A 21121-nucleotide genomic window follows, 5' to 3' on the forward strand; every position below is an offset into this window, starting at 1 on the left:
TTTCCGTGCACCACAATCCTTTTTCGCTGGAGGACATGTCCATCCTCGTGACCGGGGCGTCCTCCGGTATCGGTCGAGAAGTCGCGGTCTGGCTAAGCCAGCAGGGCGCCAGGATCGTCGGCGTTGGACGTGACATCCAGCGGCTGGAAGAAACCCTGAGCCAGTTGCACGGCGAAGGGCATTCGATCGAGGCGTTCGACCTCCTGAGGGGGGGCGATATCTCGGCCTGGATGAAAGCACTGGCGCGCAACAGCTCGCCTTTCGACGGTCTTGTACATGCCGCCGGTGTGCAATTGCCGCTGCCGATTCGGGCCATGGGCCTGGATCATTGGGAAACCATTTTCGCCACCAACGTTACCTCGGGCTTTTCGCTGATCAAGGCGTTCAGGCAAAAGGGCGTGTGCCGCAATCCGTCGAGCATTGTCCTGCTGTCGTCGGTCATGGCTCAGGTGGCCCAGCCCGCGTTGATGGGTTACTGCGCGAGCAAGGGTGCGGTTGAGTCGATGGTCCGCGCCGCCGCACTTGAGCTGGCCCGCGAGGGGATTCGTGTCAACGCCGTTGCGCCCGGCGTGGTCAGGACCGAGATGGCACAGAAGCTCGAAGGGCTTGTAGGCGAAGATTCGATGGCAACCATTGAGGGCCAGCATCCGCTGGGCCTTGGCGAGCCCCGTGATGTCGCATATGCCGTCAACTATCTATTGTCACCCGCTGCGCGTTGGGTGACAGGCACGTCAATGGTTGTTGATGGGGGGTATCTGGCCTGATGCACATAACAAAACTCATCATCGCAGGCGCGGGTGGCTTGGGCCGCGAGGTCCATGCCTGGATGAAAGATTGGGTCGAGCACAACCCCGGCTACATCATCGCCGGCTTCATTGATGACGGCGGTTTGTCGCTCAATGGCTTTCACCATTACGCCGATATTCTGGGCACCATCGACGGCTACCAGCCGGCTGCAGATGAACTGGTCATTTGTGCAATCGGCAAACCGTCCGATAAAAAATACGTGGTGGATAAACTGCTGGCCAAGGGCACAGCGTTTTTCAGCCTGGTCCACCCCACAGCCGTGGTTGGCGACAATGTCAAACTGGGCCGCGGCGTGTTGATCTGTCCTCGCGTGGTGCTGTCGGTTGATTTGGTGATTGGTGATTTCGTCACCATCAACTCCGCCTGCACGGTCGGGCACGACGCGCAGATCGGCGACTTCTCCACATTGAGCTGTCAGTGCGATGTCACCGGTGGCGCTGTGCTGGAAGATGAAGTGTTCATGGGCTCGCGCGCGTCAGTACTGCCTAAAGTGCGCGTCGGCAAAGGGGCTGTGGTCGGCGCCGGCAGCGTTGTGCTGCGAGCGGTCAAACCCGGCAGTGTGGTTTTCGGTGTGCCGGCCAAGCGCATCTCAGGATAAGAATGACATGCCTACCTACGCTCGAATCGCCGAAATAGAATACGAATTGCCCGAGCAAGTGCTCGACAACCAGATGCTGGCCGAGGCGTTTCCGGAGTGGGACGTCGACAAGATTTTCCAGAAGACCGGGATCAGCCAGCGGCACATCGTTGCCGACGACGAGACCGCGTCGGACCTTGCGTTTCGCGCCTGCGAAAAACTCTTCGCCAACAGCGCCACGCCGCGAGAACAGATCGACTGCCTGATCTACTGCACGCAAAGCCCCGATCACATGTTGCCGGCCACCGCCTGCATCCTGCAGCATCGCCTGCAATTGTCGCAGCACTGCGCCGCGTTCGATTTCAATCAGGGCTGTTCGGGGTTTATCTACGGGCTGGGCATTGCCAAAGGCTTCATCGAATCGGGCCAGTGCAAGAACGTGCTGCTGATCACCGCCGAAACCTACAGCCGCTACATCAACCCCCGGGACAAGAGCGTGCGTACGCTGTTCGGCGATGCGGCGGCTGCTACGTTGATCAAAGCGTCGGACGAGGAGGGGCCTTGCCTCGATCGCTTCCGTTACGGCAGCGACGGCGCCGGCGCGAACAACCTGATCGTGCCCATGGGCGCTGCCCGCCGGCCGTTCGACGCGGAACACATGCCCGTCGAGTACGAAGACGACAGCGGCAATGTCCGTTCGGACGCGGACCTGTACATGAACGGCCCGGCGATCTTCGAATTCTCCATGACCCGCGTGCCGGCCTTGTTCGCCTCACTGTTCGACGAGCACTTCACGGTCGAGCAATCCGACCTGTTCGTGTTCCATCAGGCCAACCAGTTCATGCTCGAAGCCCTGCGGCGCCGACTGAAACTGGCGCCGGAGAAATTCATCACCGAATTCAAACACTGCGGCAACACGGTGTCGTGCAGCATTCCGATCGCGCTGAAAGAGTCCCTGAAGAAGGGGCAGGTTCAGCCCGGCAGCGTGATCACAGCGGTAGGTTTCGGCGTCGGGTATTCGTGGGGTGGGTGCGTTATTCGCTGGTGAGTGAAGGGGACATCGTCAAGGCAGATCAACCCACACCGAAAAGGGCTCCATGAAGGAGCCCTTTTTATTCAGCGGTCCAGCAACACCTGACGCCAGCGCTGCCGATACGCCTCATCCATAATCCAGTCACTCATTACGCGCTGTTTCAACGCCTGCCCAAGTCGTTTTGATTCGTCCAGATCGTTGAGGTGCCGAGCGATGGCATCGGTCCAGGCGGCCGATGTGTTCTGCACCCGTGTCAGCGGCAGATTATTGCGCAGGCCCTGCACGTCGCTGGCGATGACCGGATAACCACAAGCGCCGAATTCCAGCGCCAGGCGGCAGCTTCGGTGTTCGCCAAATACATCGTGACCGGCGGGAATCAGCGCAACGTCCAGGTCCAGACACGCCAGCACGCCGGGGTACAGGACGCCTTCCACCGGGCTGCGCCATTCATGAACATAAGGGCGCAGGGCCTGCGGGCACGGGCCCATGATGATCCACTCGACGCGGTCGGCGAAGGCTTTGATCACGTCGGCAATCAGCGCCAGATCGTTCACCTCCGAAGCAGTGCCGACCCAGCCGATCCGTGGCTTGTCATGGGGCAGAGAATGGCACTGCAGCCGCTGCCAGCGTTCGCTCAGGCGCGTCTCGATGACCTGAATATACGGATGCAGCGCGCTCAGTTCATTGGCCAATCCTTCGCTGGACACCACCACCTTGTCCATCAGCGCCAGACTGGCCTCGAGACCGGCACGCACCTGTTGCACTGAGGGCGCGCCGGGCAAGCGGTCGGCTGACGCTGGGTATTGATCCATGTCGCAGATTCGCAGCGCCTGGCTGTGAGCCTTGATCGTGCGGATGTCGGGGAGGGAGGTCTCGCTCAAGGGGCTTCCAAGGATCAGGGTTTCCGGGCGCAGGCGAGCGAACTCGCCGAGGGTCAGGACTTCCGGTATGGACACATGTTCGATCAGCAGCGCATCCGCGAGGGTATCAAGGGCATCGTTCAGGCGTTGGCTCGCCGGGCAGCGGTCGTTCAGGTGCGAGAGCACGATCGGCACGGGCCGCCATGACAGCGGCCGCCAGGTCAACGCGGTATTGATTTCGAGCTGCAAGCCCTGGGCGCGGGCCGAAAAGTTGTCGTTGTACGCCGGGTCATGGGCGATGTACTTCAGCCATTTGCGGTACAGCGCCGGGTTTGCCTGTTCGTCTGGTGCTTTGATCCGGGCACTGTCGTCAGCTCGGGCTTCGTGAAGCAGCACCACGTGGGGCGTCCAGACAATCAGCCGCCCGGACTCCTTAACGCGCAGGCACAGGTCGACGCCGCGATAAGTGTTGTTCAGCTCACCCTCGTCCAGCCCGTCCGCCGCTTCGAACAGCGCCCGGCTGATCATCAGGCAGGCGTCGCTGACCGCGCTGTAATTCTGGTCCACTGCCAGCCGCTGCATGTAGCCTTCGCTGGCGCCGCTCTGGCCCCTGAAGATCGGGGTGACAGGCTCGTGCAAGCCGAGGATCAGGCCCGCGTGGCGGATCGTGTTGTCCGGCGTCAGCAGTTTTGCGCCGACGATGCCGACTTCGGGCCGTTGCGCATGATTGAGCAGGTTGTCGAGCCAGTCCCCGTGCAACACGGCGGTGCTGTTATCGAGCAGCAACAGGTACTCGCCGGTCGCCTGCCGTGCGGCGCCGTTGTAGAGGGCCGAACGGTCGAATTCGCCGGGATGGCGCAGCACCCGCACCTGAGCCAGGCCCATGGCCTCGACGCCGTTCAGCCAGTCAACGGCCTCCGGGGTCTGGCTGTCGTTGTCGACGATGAGGATCTCGTAATTCGGGTACGTGGTCTTTTCCAGAATGCTCTCGACGCAGCGCTGCAGGAGCAGGATCTGATCCCGGGTGGCGATGATGATCGAGACCTTGGGCTGACCCGCATGGCCGTACTTGATCTGGTACTGCCGGGGGCTTTTCTCGATCACATGGCCGTGTTCATAGCCTCGGGCGAGCAAGTGGCGCTGCAGCGTTCTCGCTTCATCGAGGTTCGACTCCCGCGCTTCCGGTCGATAGGTGACGAGGGGCTCGGCGATGTGTTCAAGACCACCCATGCCTTCGTGCTCGATCAAACGAAGGATCAGGTCCAGCTCGAGGGCGTCAGGGTGGTGTGGGTCGAAGCGCCCGGCTTCGATTACCGAGTAGCGGTTGAAGATCCAGTGTTTGCTGGTGACGGATGGGCAGCTAAGCAGGTAGTCGAGACTGAAGTCCGGCCGCAGCATGACTTCCGACGTGTCGTCCTGGGGCTGAGCGACTTCGTCGCCGAACAGTGCCCGCGTGCTAGGTCCTTCGCTGATCTTGACCGCCGCTTTGAACAGCCCGGCGACATTCACCGTCGCGCCGGCATCCAGCATCAGGAACCAGTCGAAACCCTGCTCGTCCATCAGCCGGTTGAGCGGCGCTGCGCGGTTCTGGCCGATGACAGGCACATAAACGGCCGGGTTGTCAGCCACTTGCTGCGGGGCCTCACGACTGCCGTCGTAGAGCACAAACACCCGTGGCGGCATCCACCCGCGGGTGGCCGCCTCGACACTGACCAACGTCTTGACCAGTGCCTGCGGGCGGTTATGCGGATCGGACACGATGATCGCGAAAGTCGGCGCGCCGTGGTGCTGCTGGAAGTACTGCACGATGTGCGGCTTCTGCGGCCCGGCGGGGCGACGCTGCCAGGCCCACTCCTGGATCTGGTCGTGGCGGACCTCGGTTGCCGACTTCTGCAAGAACCAGGCACGCAGGTTGAAGGGGACGAAGTTTTCCCGGTCATGCAGCGGCGCGACCTTGACGTCGCCGTTGTCGGCCAGCGGGCGGAGCCATTCAAGCTCTTTGGTGATGCGGTAAAAGTTGGCGTGGCCTTCTTTGGCGATCTGCGGCGTTGACCTGACAATGCTGCTGGTCTGGGTGTCGGTCATGCGAAAGCGCGACAGCGGGCGGCCGATGAATGCCAGATTGCCTTCACGCAGCAGTTTGACGTACACGCTGATATCGCCCAGCCAGTAGATCGGCAGGCCCTTGAGCGACATGATGTCCTCACCATAGGCCAGCACGCTGTCACGCCGGCACATGACCGAACTCGGTTCGCCCATGAACGTCAACGGCAGTTCCGACAGCAGGGCCACCAGCTCCGGCCCGTGGATGACCACGTCTTCCTTGAACGGGAACACCGTCAGCATGTTCTCCCGCAGGAAATCGCCGTCTTCATTGATCAGGCGACGGGTTGCCGCCGCGAGGGTGATGTCCGGCTGGTCATGCAGCAATTCGACCAGTGCACTGACGCACTCGGGTTCCAGCAGGTCGTCATCGTAGAGAAACTTGATGTACTCGCCGCGCGCTTCTTTGATGCCTCGCGCGACATTCAGCGCCTCGCCCAGCGACTGTTCGTTGTAGAAATAACGAATGGGGAACGGGCTTTCCGGGGTCAGTTGATCCACCAGCGCACGAATGCCGCCGTCACGGCAGTCGTCGCAGATCACGATCTCCAGCTGATCGTAGTCCTGTGCAAATGCGCTGCGCAGCGCCAACTCGAAGTAGGTGGGTTTGTAGGCGGGAATGACGATGCTGACCAGGCGTGAAGCGCTCATCGGGTTACCTTGCGGCTGATTACGGGCGCCGGTCTGCGCTCATGGGCGCGGACCGGCGATTTGAAGGTGGGCGCTGCTCAGCGGTGTTCGGCCAGCGCCGTCTGCATGATGGCGATGACCCTGGCGAATTCCTCCGGGGTGAGGCTATCGAAGATCGGCAGGCACAGAACCCGATTCGACACGTCGCTCGCTACTTGCAGGCGGCCCGGTCTGGCGGATTCCAGGCTGCGGTACATCGGGAACGACGAAATCAACGGGTAGAAATAGCGCCGGACCAGAATGTCCTGCTCGCGAAAACGCTCGAACAAGGCGTCGCGGCTGATCGGGAACGCATCGCCCACCAGCACCGGGAAATAGGAATAGTTGTGGTGCTCGCCGGGGCTCCAGAGCAAATCGATCCCGGGTATTTGCGTCAGGGCTTCACGGTACATCGTGTCGATCTGCTTGCGTCGGTCCAGTGCACCGTCGATGTAGTTGAGTTGCAGCAGACCGAACGCGGCGTTGATCTCACTCATCTTGCCGTTGATGCCGGGGGCGACGACGGTCACTTCATCGGCGAAACCGAAGTTCTTCAGGTAATCGATGCGTTTTTTGGTCTTCGCGTCCGGGCAGACGATCGCGCCGCCTTCAAAGGTGTTGAAGACTTTGGTGGCGTGGAAGCTGAGCACCGACAGATCGCCATTGCGCAGCAGGCTTTGCCCCTGATGCTGCACACCGAAGGCGTGGGCGGCGTCGTAAATCACTTTCAGGCCATAACGGTCGGCGATTTGCTGGATGCGGTCGACGTCACACGGCATGCCATAGCAATGCACCGGCATGATCGCGGTGGTCGCCGGGGTGATGGCCTCTTCGATGCGGTCGGGGTCGAGGTTGAAGGTGCCCGGCGCGATGTCGACGAACACCGGTTTCAGCCCATTCCACAGCAACGAATGGGCGGTGGCGACGAACGAGTAGGGGGTGGTGATGACTTCGCCGGTCACACGCAACGCCTGCAACGCCGTGAGCAGCGCCAGCGTGCCGTTGGAAAACAGGCACAAGTGCTCGACGCCCAGGTACTCGGCCAGGTCTTTCTCCAGCTTTTCATGGAAAGGCCCGGCGTTGGTCAGGCGCTTGCTGTCCCATATCTGCTGCAGATAAGGCATGAACTCTTCCAGCGGAGGCAGCAGAGGCTGGGTGACCGGGATCGTTTTACTCATAAGCTTCCTGTGCTCTCTTACGCGCTGCGGGCTGTGCGCGTTGACGCACGGCGGAACGCCCGCGCTGTAATGGCTGGCGTAGTCGAACGCTCGACGTCATCGAAATGGCGTTTGCGGCGCTATGGCACCGAAAAAAGCAAGAAGCCGGCCAACCCGCGTTGCGGCAAAGATGCGCTTGATATTCCGAACGCCTGATGCTTATTTTGTACGCCTTGCCGCACGGCGGCCTGCCCAACGAAAAAGGATTTGAGTCATGAGTAGCGATGACCACCAATCACTCGCGCAGCGACTGATGGGCATTGATGAAATTGAATGCGTCACGCCGGATCTGAATGGCGTGCCACGAGGGAAGGTGATGACCGGCGAGGGCTTTTTGGAGGGCCGTCGGTTGCAACTGGCGCGGGGCGTGCTGCTGCAATGCATCATGGGCGGCTACCCGCCGTCGAAATTCTACGGCAGCGACGATGGCGACCTGGCCCTGATCGCCGATCCGCAGCAAACCCACATTCTGCCGTGGAGCGAGGAGCCCCGCGCTCTGGCGATCTGCGACGCCGACGAGCTCGACGGCCAGCCGTCGCCGCTGTCCACCCGCGGCCAGCTCAAGTCCGTAATTGCCCGCTATGCCCGGCATGGCTGGTCACCGGTGGTGGCCACCGAGCTTGAGTTCTTTGTCTTCGCGGCCAACCCCGATCCGAGCCAGCCCTTCCAGCCGCCGGTCGGTCTGGACGGTCGGCGCGAAGACGGCCAGTCGGCGTTCAGCATCAGTTCCAACAACGGCCTGCGACCGTTCTTCAAAGAAGTCTACGCCTGTATGGCAGCGCTGGGCCTGCCCCGCGACACCGTCATGCACGAGATGGGCGTCAGCCAGTTCGAGATCAACCTGCTGCACGGCGATCCGCTGCTGCTGGCCGACCAGACCTTTCTGTTCAAACACATGCTCAAGGAAGTCGCGCTCAAGCACGGCCTGATCGTGGTGTGCATGGCCAAACCGCTGGCCCACACGCCCGGCAGCTCGATGCACATTCATCAGAGCGTGGTCGACACCGTCACCGGCGCAAATATCTTCAGCGATGACGAAGGCGAGGCCACGGACCTGTTCCAGCACTTCATCGGCGGGCAGCAGGCGGCGATGGCCGACTTCACCGCGTTGTTCGCGCCTAACGTCAATTCCTACCAGCGCCTGTGCCATCCGTTTGCTTCGCCGAACAACGCCTGCTGGTCCCACGACAACCGCGCGGCGGGCCTGCGCATTCCGGCCAGCGCACCGGTCGCCCGTCGGGTCGAGAACCGTCTGCCTGGCGCCGACGCCAACCCGTATCTGGCCATTGCGGCCAGTCTGGCTGCGGGGCTCTATGGCATCGAGCACAGGCTGGAACCGTCGCCGCCGATCCAGGGCGAGTTCGTTGTGCCCGATAATCTGTCGTTGCCATGTACCCTGCACGCTGCTCTGGAACGTCTGACTCGCAGCACGTTGGCCAAGGAACTGTTTGGTGCCGAATTCATCGAAGGCTACGTCGCGTCGAAGACCCTGGAACTGACCAGCTTCTTCAACGAAATCACCCCCTGGGAGCGCCGCGTTCTGGCCGCTCAGGCTTAAGAATCGCTGTTCGGAAATCCTCTGAAACCGAGGGTTTCCGTCTTTTGGAACGTTATGCGCCAAATCTGGAAGTCCTTTCGAGCGCTGTATTTTGCCTCGCTGATGATGTTGATCGGCTCGGGCCTGCTCAGCACCTACCTTGCCTTGCGTCTGGCCGCCGATCAGGTCGATGGCCTGTGGGTCGGTGCGTTGATGGCGGCGAACTACGTCGGTCTGGCCCTGGGCGGCAAGATCGGCCACCGGTTGATCGGCCGGATCGGGCACATCCGTGCGTATGCAACCTGCGCCGGTATCGTCGGCGCCGCGGTGCTGGGCCACGGGCTGTTCGACTACCTGCCGGCGTGGATCTTCCTGCGGATGATTGTCGGCCTGGGCATGATGTGCCAGTACATGGTCATCGAGAGCTGGCTCAACGAGCAGGCCTCGCCCAAGCAGCGCGGCACGGTGTTCAGCCTCTATATGATCGCGTCGTACCTGGGGCTGGTGCTCGGCCAGCTGATTCTGGTCATCCACCCGCAGCTCGGCCCTGAACTGCTGATGCTCGTGGCGATGTGCTTCGCGCTCTGCCTTGTGCCTGTCGCCATGACCCGCAGCATTCACCCGGCGCCGATGCACCCGGCCCCGCTGGAGCCGCTGTTCTTCATGCGCCGGGTGCCGCAATCCCTGACCACGGTGTTGAGCGCCGGCATGATCATCGGCTCTTTCTACGGTCTGGCGCCGCTCTATGCCGCGCAACAGGGGCTGTCCACCGAGCACGTCGGTCTGTTCATGGCCAGCTGCATCGGCGCGGGCCTTATCGTCCAAGGCCCGCTGGGCAAACTGTCGGACCGCTACGACCGCGCCTGGCTGATCCGCGGTGTAGCGGTGTTGCTGGTGCTGGCTTCGCTGCCGCTGGCGATTCTCCCCAACGTGCCCATGGAGCTGCTGCTGGCGGTGGGCTTCCTGGCCTCTCTGCTGCAGTTCTCGCTGTATCCGCTGGCCGTGGCATTCTCCAACGACCACGTCGAAGGCGAACGCCGCGTCTCCCTGACGGCCATGCTGCTGATGACCTACGGCGTCGGCGCGAGTATCGGACCGTTGGTGTCCGGCGTGCTGATGAAGATGTTCGGCAGCAACATGCTTTATGCCTTCGTCTGCTTCGTGGCGCTGGTCCTGGTGCTGCGTATTCGTCCGAAAGCCGTCACCAACCTGCACCAGGTAGAAGACGCCCCGCTGCACCACATCGCCATGCCCGACAGCATGTCCAGCTCGCCGCTGGTGGTCGCCCTTGACCCTCGGGTTGATGAGCAGGTGGTGCAGGATCAGATGCAGGACGTTGAGCCTGAGGTTTCGTTTGATGTCGCGCCGGATGTGGCGGCTGAGACTGACGTGCAGCCGGAGACGGTGGAGCGGGTTGTGGCGTCAGGCGAAGGCGTTGTGCGGCCGGTGGCGATAATGGATGAGGAAGTGGCTGCTGAACCTGATGCGGCTGGGTCGGAGGAAGCGGTTGAGGTGCGTCGGGATGTTGGGGTGGATCGGCCTTTGTGATCGCGGCTTGGCTGTCCGGGCTCCCACAGGTGGGTTGTCTCACGCAGACAGCCCGAGCACCGCGAAATCCTGTAGGAGCGCGCTTGCCCGCGAAGGCGGTGTGTCTGTGAAATGGATGTCGGCTGGCCCACCGCGATCGCGGGCAAGCTGCCTCCCACAGATTCAGTGCCTGACTCCGAAATTTTTGCTGAGGCAAAACCTGTAGGAGCGCGCTTGCCCGCGAAGGCGGTGCGTCTGTGAAATGGATTTCGGCTGACTCACCGTATTCGCGGGCAAGCGCGCTCCTACAGTTGATCTCCATTCAACCGCCGATCTGCCGCGCGCCGCTGAAACTGCGGTGAGCTTGCTGGCGAATGGGGTGTTTCATCCGGCAAAACTCTACGGGGTAGATCCAGCCTCCAGCAGCCACTGCAGGAAAGAGTCCCAAGGGCTATCCTCGTATTCCCCGAATGTTTGCCTGTTACGTTCAGCACAGTCACGCAGCGTTTTGGCAAACTGCGGCTCGCCTTCACGCGTCAGCAGGTCTGCCATTTTCGATAAAGCATCTGGATCGCCACTGAGAGCGGCCCGCCATCTGAGTGAAGTTCCAAGACCCGCCGGATCAAACTCCGGTCCCTCAGAATGCGTGACTAAAATATCCGCCAGTAGGTTGTGTCCCGCTGGAACCTTGTTTTGTAGGAGCCAGGCCACCAGCGGGACTGCGTAGAGAGGGTAGCCTTCGTCAAGATTCAAAGTCACCAAGCGCGCAGCGGCTCGCCAATAACCTTCTCGAGCCGCCTCAACATAGTAGAATTTGGCCGTAGGCCCGGAATCGGGTTTATCCGCTTCGTTGAACGCGGCCAGTGCGAATTTGCTTGGTTTCTTCAGGCTGATAGGGGTACAGGAGAAGTATTTATCGTCAACCGTGGCGTCAGGTGTACTCATCCAGATTTCTTGATCCCGGATGGCGTCCCTAATCACGTCCGACACCGCTTGCTCGCTGATAGATTCGAAAACCCACTCCGCGCTTGCATAGTCTAGATCGAGACGCGGATCCCAGTTAAAGACGTAAGAAGGAGCGCTGGGTGATTTACTAATAAATGGGTGGTTACCGAATTGGCTTATCGCAAGAAAGCTAATCACTAAGATTGACGCAAGCACGCAGCCCACGAGTTTGTTCGATCGTCTATTCATAAATTTTAATCCCAGCTACGCCATTGCAATTTCTTTCTGATCGCCTTGAGCTTTAGTCTCAACGGGCTCAACCGCAATCCGGTTGTTGGATTGAGATCTTTTCGTCTGCTCATTTCATTAACCGTCAACTTACTTGGTGCTAACGGCGTAGTGGCTGCATCGCGAGCACGTTTCCATTGAAACGTCTCGTCCCAGACGGGAAGTTTTGTCGGTGGAAGGGGAACGATTTCGTCGATGTCCAGCACCTGAGGATCAAGATTTTTGTACCTGGTTAGAAAACGTGCAATCAGTTTGTATCGGCGATCTCCCTCAATACGTTCGTCCGGATTAAACATCCTGGAATCCCTCTCAAGTGCGCTGCCATAATCAGTGCTCGCCAAAGCAGATGCGCTTTCGACGTCTCCAAATTTAGTAGCGGTACGAAGGGCAAGCAGCGCTTGTTCATGGTTATCTTTGTGTGCGCTGATTTCAAAGTAAAGATTTGCGGCGTCAACGCTGCCCTGTCCCATAGCGCAGCGCAGCATAGACAATGCAATAAAGCTGTTTTTAGACGATTGAAGTAGTGATTTTGCTATCAGGAATTGCGCTTCCGGATTGCCCAAGTCAGCCGCGCGTCTGATGTAGTAGCGCGCAGCAGAGGTGTCCTTTTGCACTCCATAACCGGACTCAAGATAAAGCCCCATATCGTAATACCCCCTGGGATTGCCATGGGCTAATAGGTGTTTCACCAGACCTATAGCTTCTTCGGCTGGCCTCTCGGTAGTGGTTTTGTCCTGTATTAGCAAAGCTTGCAAGCTCCTCGCTGCACGATAATCACCATAGGCAGCGGCAATTCGGTAGTAACGTGCAATTTGATCGAAATCCTTCGGACCTCTCACTTGGGAGAGGTGCCGTCCATATTTATAAAAGGCATCCTCGTGTGGACTGATATTTTGTAGCCTGTCCGGCTCCTGCACGCACTCAAACTTCGGGTTTCTGGACACGGCATTGTAATCGGTGAATTCAGGGACGAAGCTTTTTGGTTCTTCAACTTTGGTGTCGCAGCCGCTCAGAAATAGCGCTATTAGCAACCCTGCTGATCCGAGGTAGTTCATATCAGTCCTTGTGTTTACTATTTGCTTTGATTGCTCATGCAGCGAGGTGTATTACCTCAACCCGCTCAACGGCCAGCCTGTGGCTGGATCGAGTTGCTTCTCCTCACACATCCGCGCGATCAACTCTTCGCTGGGGGGAGAAGGAGGCACGGCGGCGTCGCGCTTGCGCTTCCATTCGAATGTTTCGTCCCACTCGGGGAGTTTGGCGGGGGGGAGGGGGACGATTTGGTCGATGTCGGGGACTTTGGCGCCGAGGTGTTCGTATCTCTGCAGGAAATCTTCAATGAGTCCATAGCGCCGAGATCTTTCCTTATCCTCGTCTAGCCCCAAATTGTCGAGCAAACCTTTCTTGCTCGAACTCAAGAAAGAAAGTCTCAGGCCCATAGCGGCCGACGAGTCTCCGGCTCTTACTGCTGCTTGAAAGCCTCGAACTGCTTCGCCAAAATCACGTTGAACTTGTCTGTCATTAGCGTAGCGAATTGCGGCTGCTTTATGCCCTTGTTCCATAGCGCAACGAATCATTAAAAATGCGATTCCACCAGCGCCCTTGATCGGTGCTAATAATTCGCCGACGTAATACAATCCTTCCGGATTGCCGAGGTCTGCGGCACGTCGGAAATAATACCTAGCAGCCTCAACGTCTTGCCGCACCCCATATCCCAATTCCAGATAGTGGCCCATGTCGTAAAATGCGCCCGGGATATTTCTGGCCATAAGATCCTCTACAAGATTGATTGTTTCCCTTGCCGGTCGTGGCGAACTTGTCAGTCCTTGAGATAGAAGGCCTTGCAGTCTTGCCCCCGGTGTCAGGATAGTTGTCGCCTCTCCGGTTTTTCCTAAAAAAGTATATCGGGGGCGGAAAGAGACTGGTCGTGCCGTACTATTCACCTGAACGCAGAGCCGCATTACTCAAAATGCTGCTTCCCCCGCTGAACCTGTCGATGGCCGAGGTTTCCCGGCGCGAAGGGGTCAGCGAAATGTCTTTGTCCAACTGGCGCAAACAGCTCAGTTCTGAAGGAAGTGCAGTGTCCGAAAACAAGCCGCTGACCGAGAACTGGTCAGCCGAAACCAAGTTTGCTGTCGTGCTTGAAGCCGCCGGTTTGTCCGAGATCGACCTGGGTGAATACTGCCGCCGCAAAGGCCTTTACCCCGAGCAAATCACGGCCTGGCGACAAGCCTTCATCACCGGCCAGAAATCGGAAAAGGCCCTGCAAAAAGAAGAACGAGACCAGGCGCGCAAAGACAAGAAACGCATCCAGGAACTTGAGCGCGAACTGCGCCGCAAAGACAAGGCGCTCGCTGAAACAGCCGCGTTATTGGTGCTGCGAAAAAAGCTCAACGACTACTGGGGAACGACCGACGACGAGGCCAACTAACGTCTCTGCCAGAGCGGCAGTTACTCGTGGCCTGGCTGGGCGAAGCGGTCGCGGCGGGAGCCAGAAAAATCAGGGCCTGTCGGGAAGTTGGTCTGTCGCTGCGCACCTTGCAACGGTGGACTCAAACAGACGCTATCCAGACCGACGCCCGTACGACGGTCACACGGCCAACGCCACGAAATGCGCTGACCGAGGCAGAGCGACAGGCCATTGTGACGCTGTGTAACAGCCCGCAGTATGCCCACTTGCCGCCAAGCCAGATCGTGCCGCGCCTGGCCGATCAAGGGCGCTATCTGGCGTCGGAGGCGACGATCTATCGTGTCTTGCGAGCGACGGGGCAACAGCAACATCGAGGCCGTAGTCAGCGCCCCAGACGGTACGCCGCACCAACGACGCATGCGGCCAAAGCGCCGAACCAAGTGTGGTCGTGGGACATCACGTACCTGCCGTCGCCGATACGCGGCCAGTTTTATTACCTCTATCTGATCGAGGATATTTACAGCCGCAAGGCCGTGGGCTGGGAAGTCTATGAGGCGGAAAGTGGCGAGAAAGCCGCTGCGCTGCTGCAACGCAGCGTGATCGGTGAGCAGTGTTTACAAGACCCGCTGGTGCTGCACTCGGATAACGGCGCGCCGATGAAATCGGTGACACTGCTGAGCAAAATGTACGACCTGGGTATCACCCCGTCACGTGGCCGACCGCGTGTCAGCAACGACAATCCGTACTCGGAGTCGTTGTTTAGAACACTGAAATACTGCCCGCAATGGCCGCAGGATGGTTTTGCCAGTTTGGACGCCGCACGCAGCTGGGTGAGGGACTTCATACGGTGGTACAACAACGAGCACCGACATAGCCGTATCCGGTTCGTCACACCGGCTGAGCGGCATCGAGGACTGGATCATAAAGTCTTGGCCCAGCGACATGAGCTGTACGAACGAGCCAAGGAAAAAAGACCGGAACGGTGGTCAGGCCGGACGCGTAACTGGGAACCGATCGGCACCGTGCTGCTGAATCCGGATCGAGAGCAACAGGTCGAGAAAAGAGCAGCATAGTTAGACGGTGACGCGACAACTACCTTGAAAAACGCCGCTTGTCGCTGCTCGGTAATGACCGAATGCGGCCGCTATTCGATAGTGTCTTGCGACCTGATCGAATTGTTTTGGTCCTTTTTTCTGGTTTAGATACACCCCATAATCGTATAAGGTTTGCGCATCGCTATTCAGTTGCGGAAGTTTATCGATTTCGTGTATGCACTCAAATTCCAATCTTTTAAATGCTGCATCGTAATCCGCTTTTTCAGGAATAAAGTTGGTCAAAGGCTTCTCTCCGGAATCACATCCTGCAATCAATATGGTTAGTATTAAGATAGTGTTTGTGCTTTTCATAATGTTAGTCGAAATCTTTGCGGCTTGGACTCATTCGTAGGAATTCGACAAGAGAGCATATGGGTCTCTCTACGGGCTTATTATGCAGTGCAACTCGCCGTGCATTATTAGCATTCAATAGCCTACGCCATCCGTTGAAAGCCTTCGAAATACTTTCCGTACATTCCTCCCCTGTATGCAACCCCCACAACTGCCTCCTCAACGGCTTTGCCACCGCCGGATCCTCCACACATATATTCAACTCACTATCAGAACTCATACTCCGCTCATTAATATTCGCCGAGCCCAACGTGGTAAACACGTCGTCAATGATCATTAACTTGCTATGAATATAAACTTCCAACCAGTTATCGGGCGGAGAGTCCGGTGCAACAAGTGTGCAGATGTGGACTTTTAAACCAGGCACATCAATCGGGGTGATGGGGGCGCTTTTCTCGCTCTTGAGCTGCCTTTTTAGTTCTGCGTACTGTCTGGCCAGTTCATCGCGTTCGATTTCCAACCGTTCGATGGGTCCATCAAGCCTGCCCATCGCGTCTACACGGTTGTAGTAGGCGGCCAGTTTGACTTGCGCGGCAATGTACTCCTCGCGCAGCGCATCGAGCTTCGCCTGCCAGTAATCATCGTGTTCGAGACGCGCCACAGAGGGCATGACTTCACTGCGACCCAGTTGCCGAAGCATGCGGAAGGTGCCAAGTGCGCCATCAGCCATGCCTTCGTCGGAGGAGTTGGTGACGACGAACAAATGCAGGTAGCCGTGTTCGCCGGGGTCGCGGCCGCCTTCGGCATGGCGCCGCGCGATGTCGACAACGGCGTCGGCGAACGGCTTCCAACGGAAATACTGGTTCTCGATGTAGATGAACTGGGTCGCGTTCTTGACCGCTTGCAGGTACATCGTCCGGATGTCGCGTTTCCCAGCCTCGGTCTGGGTGCGCAGCACTTGCGCCATCATCGGCGGCCCGAAGCCTTTGCGCGGTTTCAGGTGGGCGGCGAGGGGCTCGCGGGCGGTCTGCAGGTCAATGCCGGTCGCCTTCAGCCAGGCCTGGGTGAAGTTGGCATTCAGGTCCTGGAGCACCGGGCCGGTGACGCGGCTGGATATGTCCTGCCTCGGCGTAAAACCGTTGCGCCCGTACACGTCATCGGCACGAGCATGGGCGTGGTCGTCGCGGTCCCAATAGGGGTCAAGCATGTTGTGGCCCATGACGAAGCCGACTGCCCGGTCAGCGTGTTCGTAGTCCACCAGCACCATTTTCTGGTGATGAGTGGGGATCACCGACATCGCCGCCGCCTTGCCGGCGGCCTCAAGTTCTGCCGCGCCTTGCTCCCGGGAGCGCGTCCATATTTGATAGGCAATCTCGGCTCGGTCGGCCAGCCCCGGGTCGCGGACCGCAAACTCGATGTTTTCGAATGGCCGCGCGCCCGCCTTGAACAGTTCTTGTGCCTGCAACGTGATCCATCGGAAGCCCTTCAGTCCGGGGAACACCCTCTCCACCAGCGAACTGGCGCCGGTGTCAGGGGTTGAGGCGCGGCGGTACCATTCCCAGTCATACGCTTGCTGCCAAGTGGAGCGCCAGTCTTTGGCGTGCGATACGTAAGAGGCCACATTGCGGCCCGGTGTCATGTTCTCCGCGAACATCGCAGTGAGGTGCGCGCTGTCGGACCAGCACAGCACGCGCACCTTCACGCCAAGGGAGGCTTTATTGACCAGCAATTCGCCGATGCACTGCGCCTGACCACCGCCGCGCTTGAAATGCATCGAAGGCTGAAACCCCCAGCAGATGATCTCGACCGAATGTTTTGCGGCCATGATCGCGTCGTGAACCGCGCCAAACGCGCGCTCGCCATTGACCAGCGGCTCGAAGGTCGCAGGCTTGGGCGAATACTCGCTGCACTGGACCATCCAGCGCTGGTTCATCACGGCCGATGAGGTCTGGCGGGTGGCGATGGGACAGGTGATGCTGGGTGTGTTCATCTTCAGGCTTCCGTGTCTGGATCGTTGAGGCGGTCGTAGTCTTCGCGGTACTGACTGGGTGCTTCGCCCGAACCGGGCGTCAGGCTGTGTTGATGGCGGTGCAGGCCACGGTTGGCGCGTGCGCCGTTGTCCTGATCGCCGAGGTAGTCGCCGCTGACCGGGATGTCGTAGCTGGCGCCGTTGGCCAGTTCGACGCGGTAGCGCGAGCGCGATACGCGGTGCTCGACGCTGATTTTCCCGTCGCTCGACATCACACCCTTTTCAATCTCAACCCCGTCGGCGAACACCGTGTAAGGCATGCCGGTCCAGGGCTGATGACTGGCGGCGCTGCTTTGTCCGGCCAGCAGGGTCAGCGTCTGGCCGGCCGTGCTTTGCGGCCACGGCGTCTGTTTGCGGTCCATCCGGCTGGCGCCGCCGATGTTTTTCTTCGCCGCCTTGATGTCGATGGTGCCGGGCGCGTGAATCTGGATATCGCCGCTCTTTAGGCGGATGTAGGCGCCGCCGCAGGTCAGCAGAATTTCTTCCTGTGCAGCGATCTCGATGGTTCGCGCGGTGGAAGTGATGCGTACGCTGTCTTTGGCGGTCAGCTCGATGGCGTCGTCCTGGGCCTGAATCTCCACCTTGCCCTTCGCGGCGAACAGCTTCGCCCCGGCGTCGCGGGCAAACAGGCTGATGCTGCGACCCACACTGACCAGCAGCGAGCGTGCACTGGCGAGGTTGATGTCTTCACCGCTGGAGAGGCTGGTGTGGCGGCCGCTGTGCAACTGGATGTTCTCCGGCGTGACAGCGACGATGTCGGCGGGGGCCGAGGCGACGATCAGCGGTGCGTCATAGCCCTGCGACGTCGCATTGCCCTGGCGGTGGGAATGCGTGGCGACCTGATGCAGGCGGTTCAGGTTGTCGACCCCTTCCTCCAGCGACAGGGCATTGTGCTGACCGGCCTGATCGGACAGCGCCGTCATGCGCTGCAAGGCGTCGCTCAACTGCTGGCCGGCTTCGCTGCTGTCCAGATGCCCGCTTTGTGCCTTGGTCCGGCGCCACGTGCTGAGGTAAAGGCCCTGTGGTGCGCGAATGGCGCCGGAGGCTTCGGTGCGCAGTTCAAAACCGTCACCGCGCCACGCGCCGCGGTCATTGCCCTGTTGATCCACCAAACAGCCGAGGTTCAGTTGGCTGTGGCCGTGGCTGCTGTGGATTTGCGTGCGCAATTGCGCCGTGGTGTCGTCCATGACCCACTGGTTGTAACCGAGCCCGTCGATTTCCTGGCTTTTGTAGCCGCTCATCCGGCCTGTGGAGTGCCACGCCGGTTTGTCGCCGCCGTAGACCTGGCCGAGGATCAGCGGGCGGTCGATGTCGTTGTCGAGAAAGGTGACCACCACTTCTTCGCCCGCGCGTGGCACGTAGACACTGCCCCAACCGGCGCCGCTGCTGTTTTGCAGCATGCGCAGCCAGCAACTGGGCGCTTTTTCCGGCGATCTGAGGCGGTCCCAGTGAAAGCGCACGCACACCCGATTCAGCGCGTCGGTCTGCACAGGCCCGCCGTTGGGCGCCACGACCACGGCGGTCTGCGGCCCGGGATTGGCAGGCTTTTGGTGTTCGAAGGCGCTGCGGTAAGGGACTTCCTGCCGTTGAGCCTCGAACGAGTTGCAATAGAAGCCTTCGCCTTCCTCGGACGGTTTGTCGGCGCCGAGACCTTTGAGCTGCGATTGCAGGCTGCCGGGCCGCTCGCGACGGGTGAGTGCAACGGGCAGGTTGCTTTGCGCAAAGAACTCGACAGCGATCAGCATGAACGCCCGGCGGTCGCGCGGGCCATCGTCGTACAACGGATGCCCGCGCAGCTCGAATGTGTGGCCCGGCAGCATATGCCGGACGCCGCCATGGCCGGTGATGCGCCGCGCTGCGGACTCCACCTGCTCGATCTGCACCCGTGTCTGCCAGTTGCCGTCGTCCTCGCTGTGCCACGCGTATTGGCCTCGGTATTCGTAGCGTTCCAGCGTCTTCGCCGCCCCAGGTGGATTAAGGCCCATGGAGCGGACAGACAGCGGCTGGCGGTGAGCCCGGTAATTGTTGCTGCTCCACAGAACGTGGCCATTGAGCAGCGTGTCGGCCTGACTCCACTCCACGATGCTGTCGTGATCCAGCGCGGCCGTCTGGGTGTGAAAAGGCAGCGCTTGCGGCTCCAGCGCCGGTAGGTCAAGGACGCTGTCGACGAAGACGATCCTGTGCTGGTCAGCCTCATGAACGACGTACCAATAAATGCCCGCGTGCTCGCACCAGCGCTGCACGAAGTGGGCGTCGCTCTCGTTGAACTGGGTGACGTAGGACAGCGGCGCATCCGCGCGGCGCAAATTGAATTCGTAACGGCCCTGCGCCTGGGGATGCCCCCGGAATACCTCGCTGAAGATGTCGATCAACGTCATGTCTTGCCAGATGCGGCAGTCCTGACGGTATTCCAGCAGGCTGAACCACGGCGCGAATTCAAGCTGCCAGTCCTGCAGACTGCCGTCGCTGCCGAGGTAGCGCGCGCTGCTCACCAGACCGTGCTTGTAGCTGCGGCTGCCGTCGGCCCGCTTGATGGCGAGGCGAACCGGCTCGCCGATCAATTGTTGGGGATCGATGCGTGTCGACTCGCTGACGACATCCACGCAGTAACGCGGGATTCGGCCGAGCCGTTCGACGCCATGGACGCGCACGGCCAGCAGCGGCTCGGTCAGTGGCGTCTTGAGTTCGAGCACGCGTCCTTCCTGGCGGATACCGGCGAAGTTGAAGGGGGAGGGGGAGGCAAAGGTCATGTCGGACTTCCTGTCGGGGCAGTGGGCACGGTGTGGGGGGCAGCGATGATCGATCCGCTGCTTGAGCCGCTGTCGGTGAGTTCCAGCACCCATCGGGCGTGGCCGGAGGCGGCGCGGGCCGCCAGGCAGCCGAGGGCTATCCGCGTCCATTCGGCAGCAACGGTCCCGACCTGGCCGCACAGCGACGGGGCCTGAACCTGCTGATTGAGGGGCTGCTCGGGGGCGGTATTCGGGGTATCGGTTCGCGCGTCCCGCTTGAGTGAAACGAGGGATGCCACCTCACCCAAGGGCGCCGGATCCGCAGCGTGTGCGTTGGCCGGCAGAGTGGCCCAGCTGTCGATGCTCAGGCACAGATGGTCGGGCATGCTCAGGTTGCTGGACAGCAATTCGGCAAGCCACGGCCCCGGTGCCTGGCCGGCGATACGGAAACCGCCGCCGGGCAGCCACGCCTGGGGCCACACACTCACCACGGTCTCGAACCAGACCAGCGGATCGACATGGGACGGCGGGAACAGATGCACTTCAACCTGCGTCCAGTCCGCGACTCGGTCGAGCAGCGGGCACTGGGTCAGCGTCGCCCGCAGCAGTTCGATGGCGCGGGTGAGTGGCTCGATCGATGGCAGGGGGATCGCGTCGATCTCGATCCGCCGCAACAGTCGGCGCGAGCCATCGGCTGCCATCAGCCTTGAATCGTGGCTCAGCGCGTTTGCGTGCCTGAGGATGTCCTGGACAGGTAACCGCTGATCCAGGGAATGCCCGGGCAATCGGAGCCAGACGTCCTCGACGCTGACGCTTTGCGGGCAGAAATTACCTCGGGGTTTGGCCCGGTCCAGCAGGCGCTGGGCGGCTTCTTGTGCCAGGCGCTTTTCTGAAATCCGGTCGTACATGCAACGCGGTGGCGCCACGTACTGCTGCGGGACGGCAGGGGGTGGCAGCTGCGCAGGTTTGCCGAGCAGCCGGTTCAAAAATGAATTGTTCATGACG

15 protein-coding genes are annotated in these 21121 nt (G+C 60.3%); 6 read left to right on the forward strand and 9 right to left on the reverse strand.

Annotated features, from left to right (window positions below):
• Positions 1 to 5 precede the first annotated feature (5 nt).
• From OKW98_RS10095 to OKW98_RS10105, 3 genes are read left to right on the forward strand one after another with little or no spacing between them, the layout of a single operon-like run.
• A complete protein-coding gene (locus tag OKW98_RS10095) occupies positions 6 to 764 on the forward strand; it encodes an SDR family NAD(P)-dependent oxidoreductase (protein ID WP_265389019.1) in 759 nt (252 codons plus the stop codon).
• A complete protein-coding gene (locus OKW98_RS10100) occupies positions 764 to 1405 on the forward strand; it encodes an acetyltransferase (protein WP_265389020.1) in 642 nt (213 codons plus the stop codon). The genes OKW98_RS10095 and OKW98_RS10100 overlap by 1 nt, the downstream gene beginning before the upstream one ends.
• A 7-nt stretch (positions 1406 to 1412) precedes the next feature.
• Complete coding sequence (locus OKW98_RS10105) at positions 1413 to 2432, forward strand: ketoacyl-ACP synthase III (RefSeq protein WP_265389021.1); 1020 nt, start codon at positions 1413 to 1415, stop codon at positions 2430 to 2432.
• Positions 2433 to 2500: 68 nt separating this feature from the next.
• On the opposite strand, the gene OKW98_RS10110 is transcribed toward OKW98_RS10105, so the two are convergent.
• Positions 2501 to 6031, reverse strand: coding sequence for a glycosyltransferase (locus OKW98_RS10110; RefSeq protein WP_265389022.1), 3531 nt, complete (start codon positions 6029 to 6031; stop codon positions 2501 to 2503).
• Between the two features lie 77 nt (positions 6032 to 6108).
• Entirely contained in the window at positions 6109 to 7227 is a 1119-nt protein-coding gene (vioA, locus tag OKW98_RS10115; RefSeq protein WP_265389023.1) for a dTDP-4-amino-4,6-dideoxy-D-glucose aminotransferase VioA, read from the reverse strand.
• A 355-nt stretch (positions 7228 to 7582) separates the two neighbouring features.
• Here vioA and OKW98_RS10120 point away from each other — a divergent pair, with 355 nt between their 5' ends.
• Entirely contained in the window at positions 7583 to 8824 is a 1242-nt protein-coding gene (locus OKW98_RS10120; protein WP_265389700.1) for a glutamine synthetase family protein, read from the forward strand.
• Positions 8825 to 8878: 54 nt separating this feature from the next.
• Positions 8879 to 10351: an MFS transporter gene (locus tag OKW98_RS10125; RefSeq protein ID WP_265389024.1), complete on the forward strand. Its 1473-nt coding sequence runs from the start codon at positions 8879 to 8881 to the stop codon at positions 10349 to 10351.
• A 378-nt stretch (positions 10352 to 10729) separates the two neighbouring features.
• On the opposite strand, the gene OKW98_RS10130 is transcribed toward OKW98_RS10125, so the two are convergent.
• The 3 genes from OKW98_RS10130 to OKW98_RS10140 are packed head-to-tail and all read right to left on the reverse strand — an operon-like array spanning position 10730 to position 13332.
• On the reverse strand, positions 10730 to 11524 hold the full coding sequence (locus OKW98_RS10130) for a hypothetical protein (protein ID WP_265389025.1): 795 nt from the start codon (positions 11522 to 11524) through the stop codon (positions 10730 to 10732).
• A gap of 5 nt (positions 11525 to 11529) precedes the next feature.
• Complete coding sequence (locus OKW98_RS10135; protein ID WP_265389026.1) at positions 11530 to 12618, reverse strand: DUF6396 domain-containing protein; 1089 nt, start codon at positions 12616 to 12618, stop codon at positions 11530 to 11532.
• A 51-nt stretch (positions 12619 to 12669) separates the two neighbouring features.
• Entirely contained in the window at positions 12670 to 13332 is a 663-nt protein-coding gene (locus OKW98_RS10140; protein ID WP_265389027.1) for a DUF6396 domain-containing protein, read from the reverse strand.
• A 158-nt stretch (positions 13333 to 13490) separates the two neighbouring features.
• On the opposite strand from OKW98_RS10140, the gene OKW98_RS10145 reads away from it, so the two are divergent.
• Positions 13491 to 15046 (forward strand): IS3 family transposase gene (locus OKW98_RS10145; protein WP_265387146.1). Its coding sequence is split into 2 segments (ribosomal slippage): positions 13491 to 13953 and positions 13953 to 15046, totalling 1557 coding nucleotides; the frame shifts between segments, so codons are not numbered across the junction.
• Here OKW98_RS10145 and OKW98_RS10150 read toward each other — a convergent pair.
• From OKW98_RS10150 to OKW98_RS10165, 4 genes are all read right to left on the reverse strand, one after another.
• Positions 15047 to 15310, reverse strand: a complete 264-nt coding sequence (locus OKW98_RS10150; protein ID WP_265389028.1) for a hypothetical protein — start codon at positions 15308 to 15310, stop codon at positions 15047 to 15049.
• Positions 15311 to 15383: 73 nt separating this feature from the next.
• Positions 15384 to 17348 carry a phospholipase D-like domain-containing protein gene (locus OKW98_RS10155; RefSeq protein WP_265389029.1) on the reverse strand — a complete coding sequence of 655 codons (1965 nt, stop codon included), beginning with the start codon at positions 17346 to 17348 and terminating at the stop codon, positions 15384 to 15386.
• Between the two features lie 2 nt (positions 17349 to 17350).
• A complete protein-coding gene (locus OKW98_RS10160; RefSeq protein WP_265389030.1) occupies positions 17351 to 20137 on the reverse strand; it encodes a type VI secretion system Vgr family protein in 2787 nt (928 codons plus the stop codon).
• Positions 20134 to 21117, reverse strand: a complete 984-nt coding sequence (locus OKW98_RS10165; protein ID WP_265389031.1) for a hypothetical protein — start codon at positions 21115 to 21117, stop codon at positions 20134 to 20136. The genes OKW98_RS10160 and OKW98_RS10165 overlap by 4 nt, the downstream gene beginning before the upstream one ends.
• Positions 21118 to 21121 lie beyond the last annotated feature (4 nt).

Origin of the sequence: Pseudomonas sp. KU26590, from assembly GCF_026153515.1 — a bacterium.
GTDB lineage: Bacteria > Pseudomonadota > Gammaproteobacteria > Pseudomonadales > Pseudomonadaceae > Aquipseudomonas.

Bases quoted from the DNA above. Each gene is read 5' to 3' on its own strand.
- OKW98_RS10165 (WP_265389031.1), bottom strand. From the start codon at position 21,117: ATGAACAATTCATTTTTGAACCGGCTGCTCGGCAAACCTGCGCAGCTG.
- OKW98_RS10160 (WP_265389030.1), bottom strand. From the start codon at position 20,137: ATGACCTTTGCCTCCCCCTCCCCCTTCAACTTCGCCGGTATCCGCCAG.
- OKW98_RS10100 (WP_265389020.1), top strand. From the start codon at position 764: ATGCACATAACAAAACTCATCATCGCAGGCGCGGGTGGCTTGGGCCGC.
- OKW98_RS10125 (WP_265389024.1), top strand. From the start codon at position 8,879: ATGCGCCAAATCTGGAAGTCCTTTCGAGCGCTGTATTTTGCCTCGCTG.
- OKW98_RS10105 (WP_265389021.1), top strand. From the start codon at position 1,413: ATGCCTACCTACGCTCGAATCGCCGAAATAGAATACGAATTGCCCGAG.
- OKW98_RS10130 (WP_265389025.1), bottom strand. From the start codon at position 11,524: ATGAATAGACGATCGAACAAACTCGTGGGCTGCGTGCTTGCGTCAATC.
- OKW98_RS10140 (WP_265389027.1), bottom strand. From the start codon at position 13,332: ATGGCCAGAAATATCCCGGGCGCATTTTACGACATGGGCCACTATCTG.
- OKW98_RS10135 (WP_265389026.1), bottom strand. From the start codon at position 12,618: ATGAACTACCTCGGATCAGCAGGGTTGCTAATAGCGCTATTTCTGAGC.
- OKW98_RS10155 (WP_265389029.1), bottom strand. From the start codon at position 17,348: ATGAACACACCCAGCATCACCTGTCCCATCGCCACCCGCCAGACCTCA.
- OKW98_RS10120 (WP_265389700.1), top strand. From the start codon at position 7,583: ATGACCGGCGAGGGCTTTTTGGAGGGCCGTCGGTTGCAACTGGCGCGG.
- vioA (WP_265389023.1), bottom strand. From the start codon at position 7,227: ATGAGTAAAACGATCCCGGTCACCCAGCCTCTGCTGCCTCCGCTGGAA.
- OKW98_RS10110 (WP_265389022.1), bottom strand. From the start codon at position 6,031: ATGAGCGCTTCACGCCTGGTCAGCATCGTCATTCCCGCCTACAAACCC.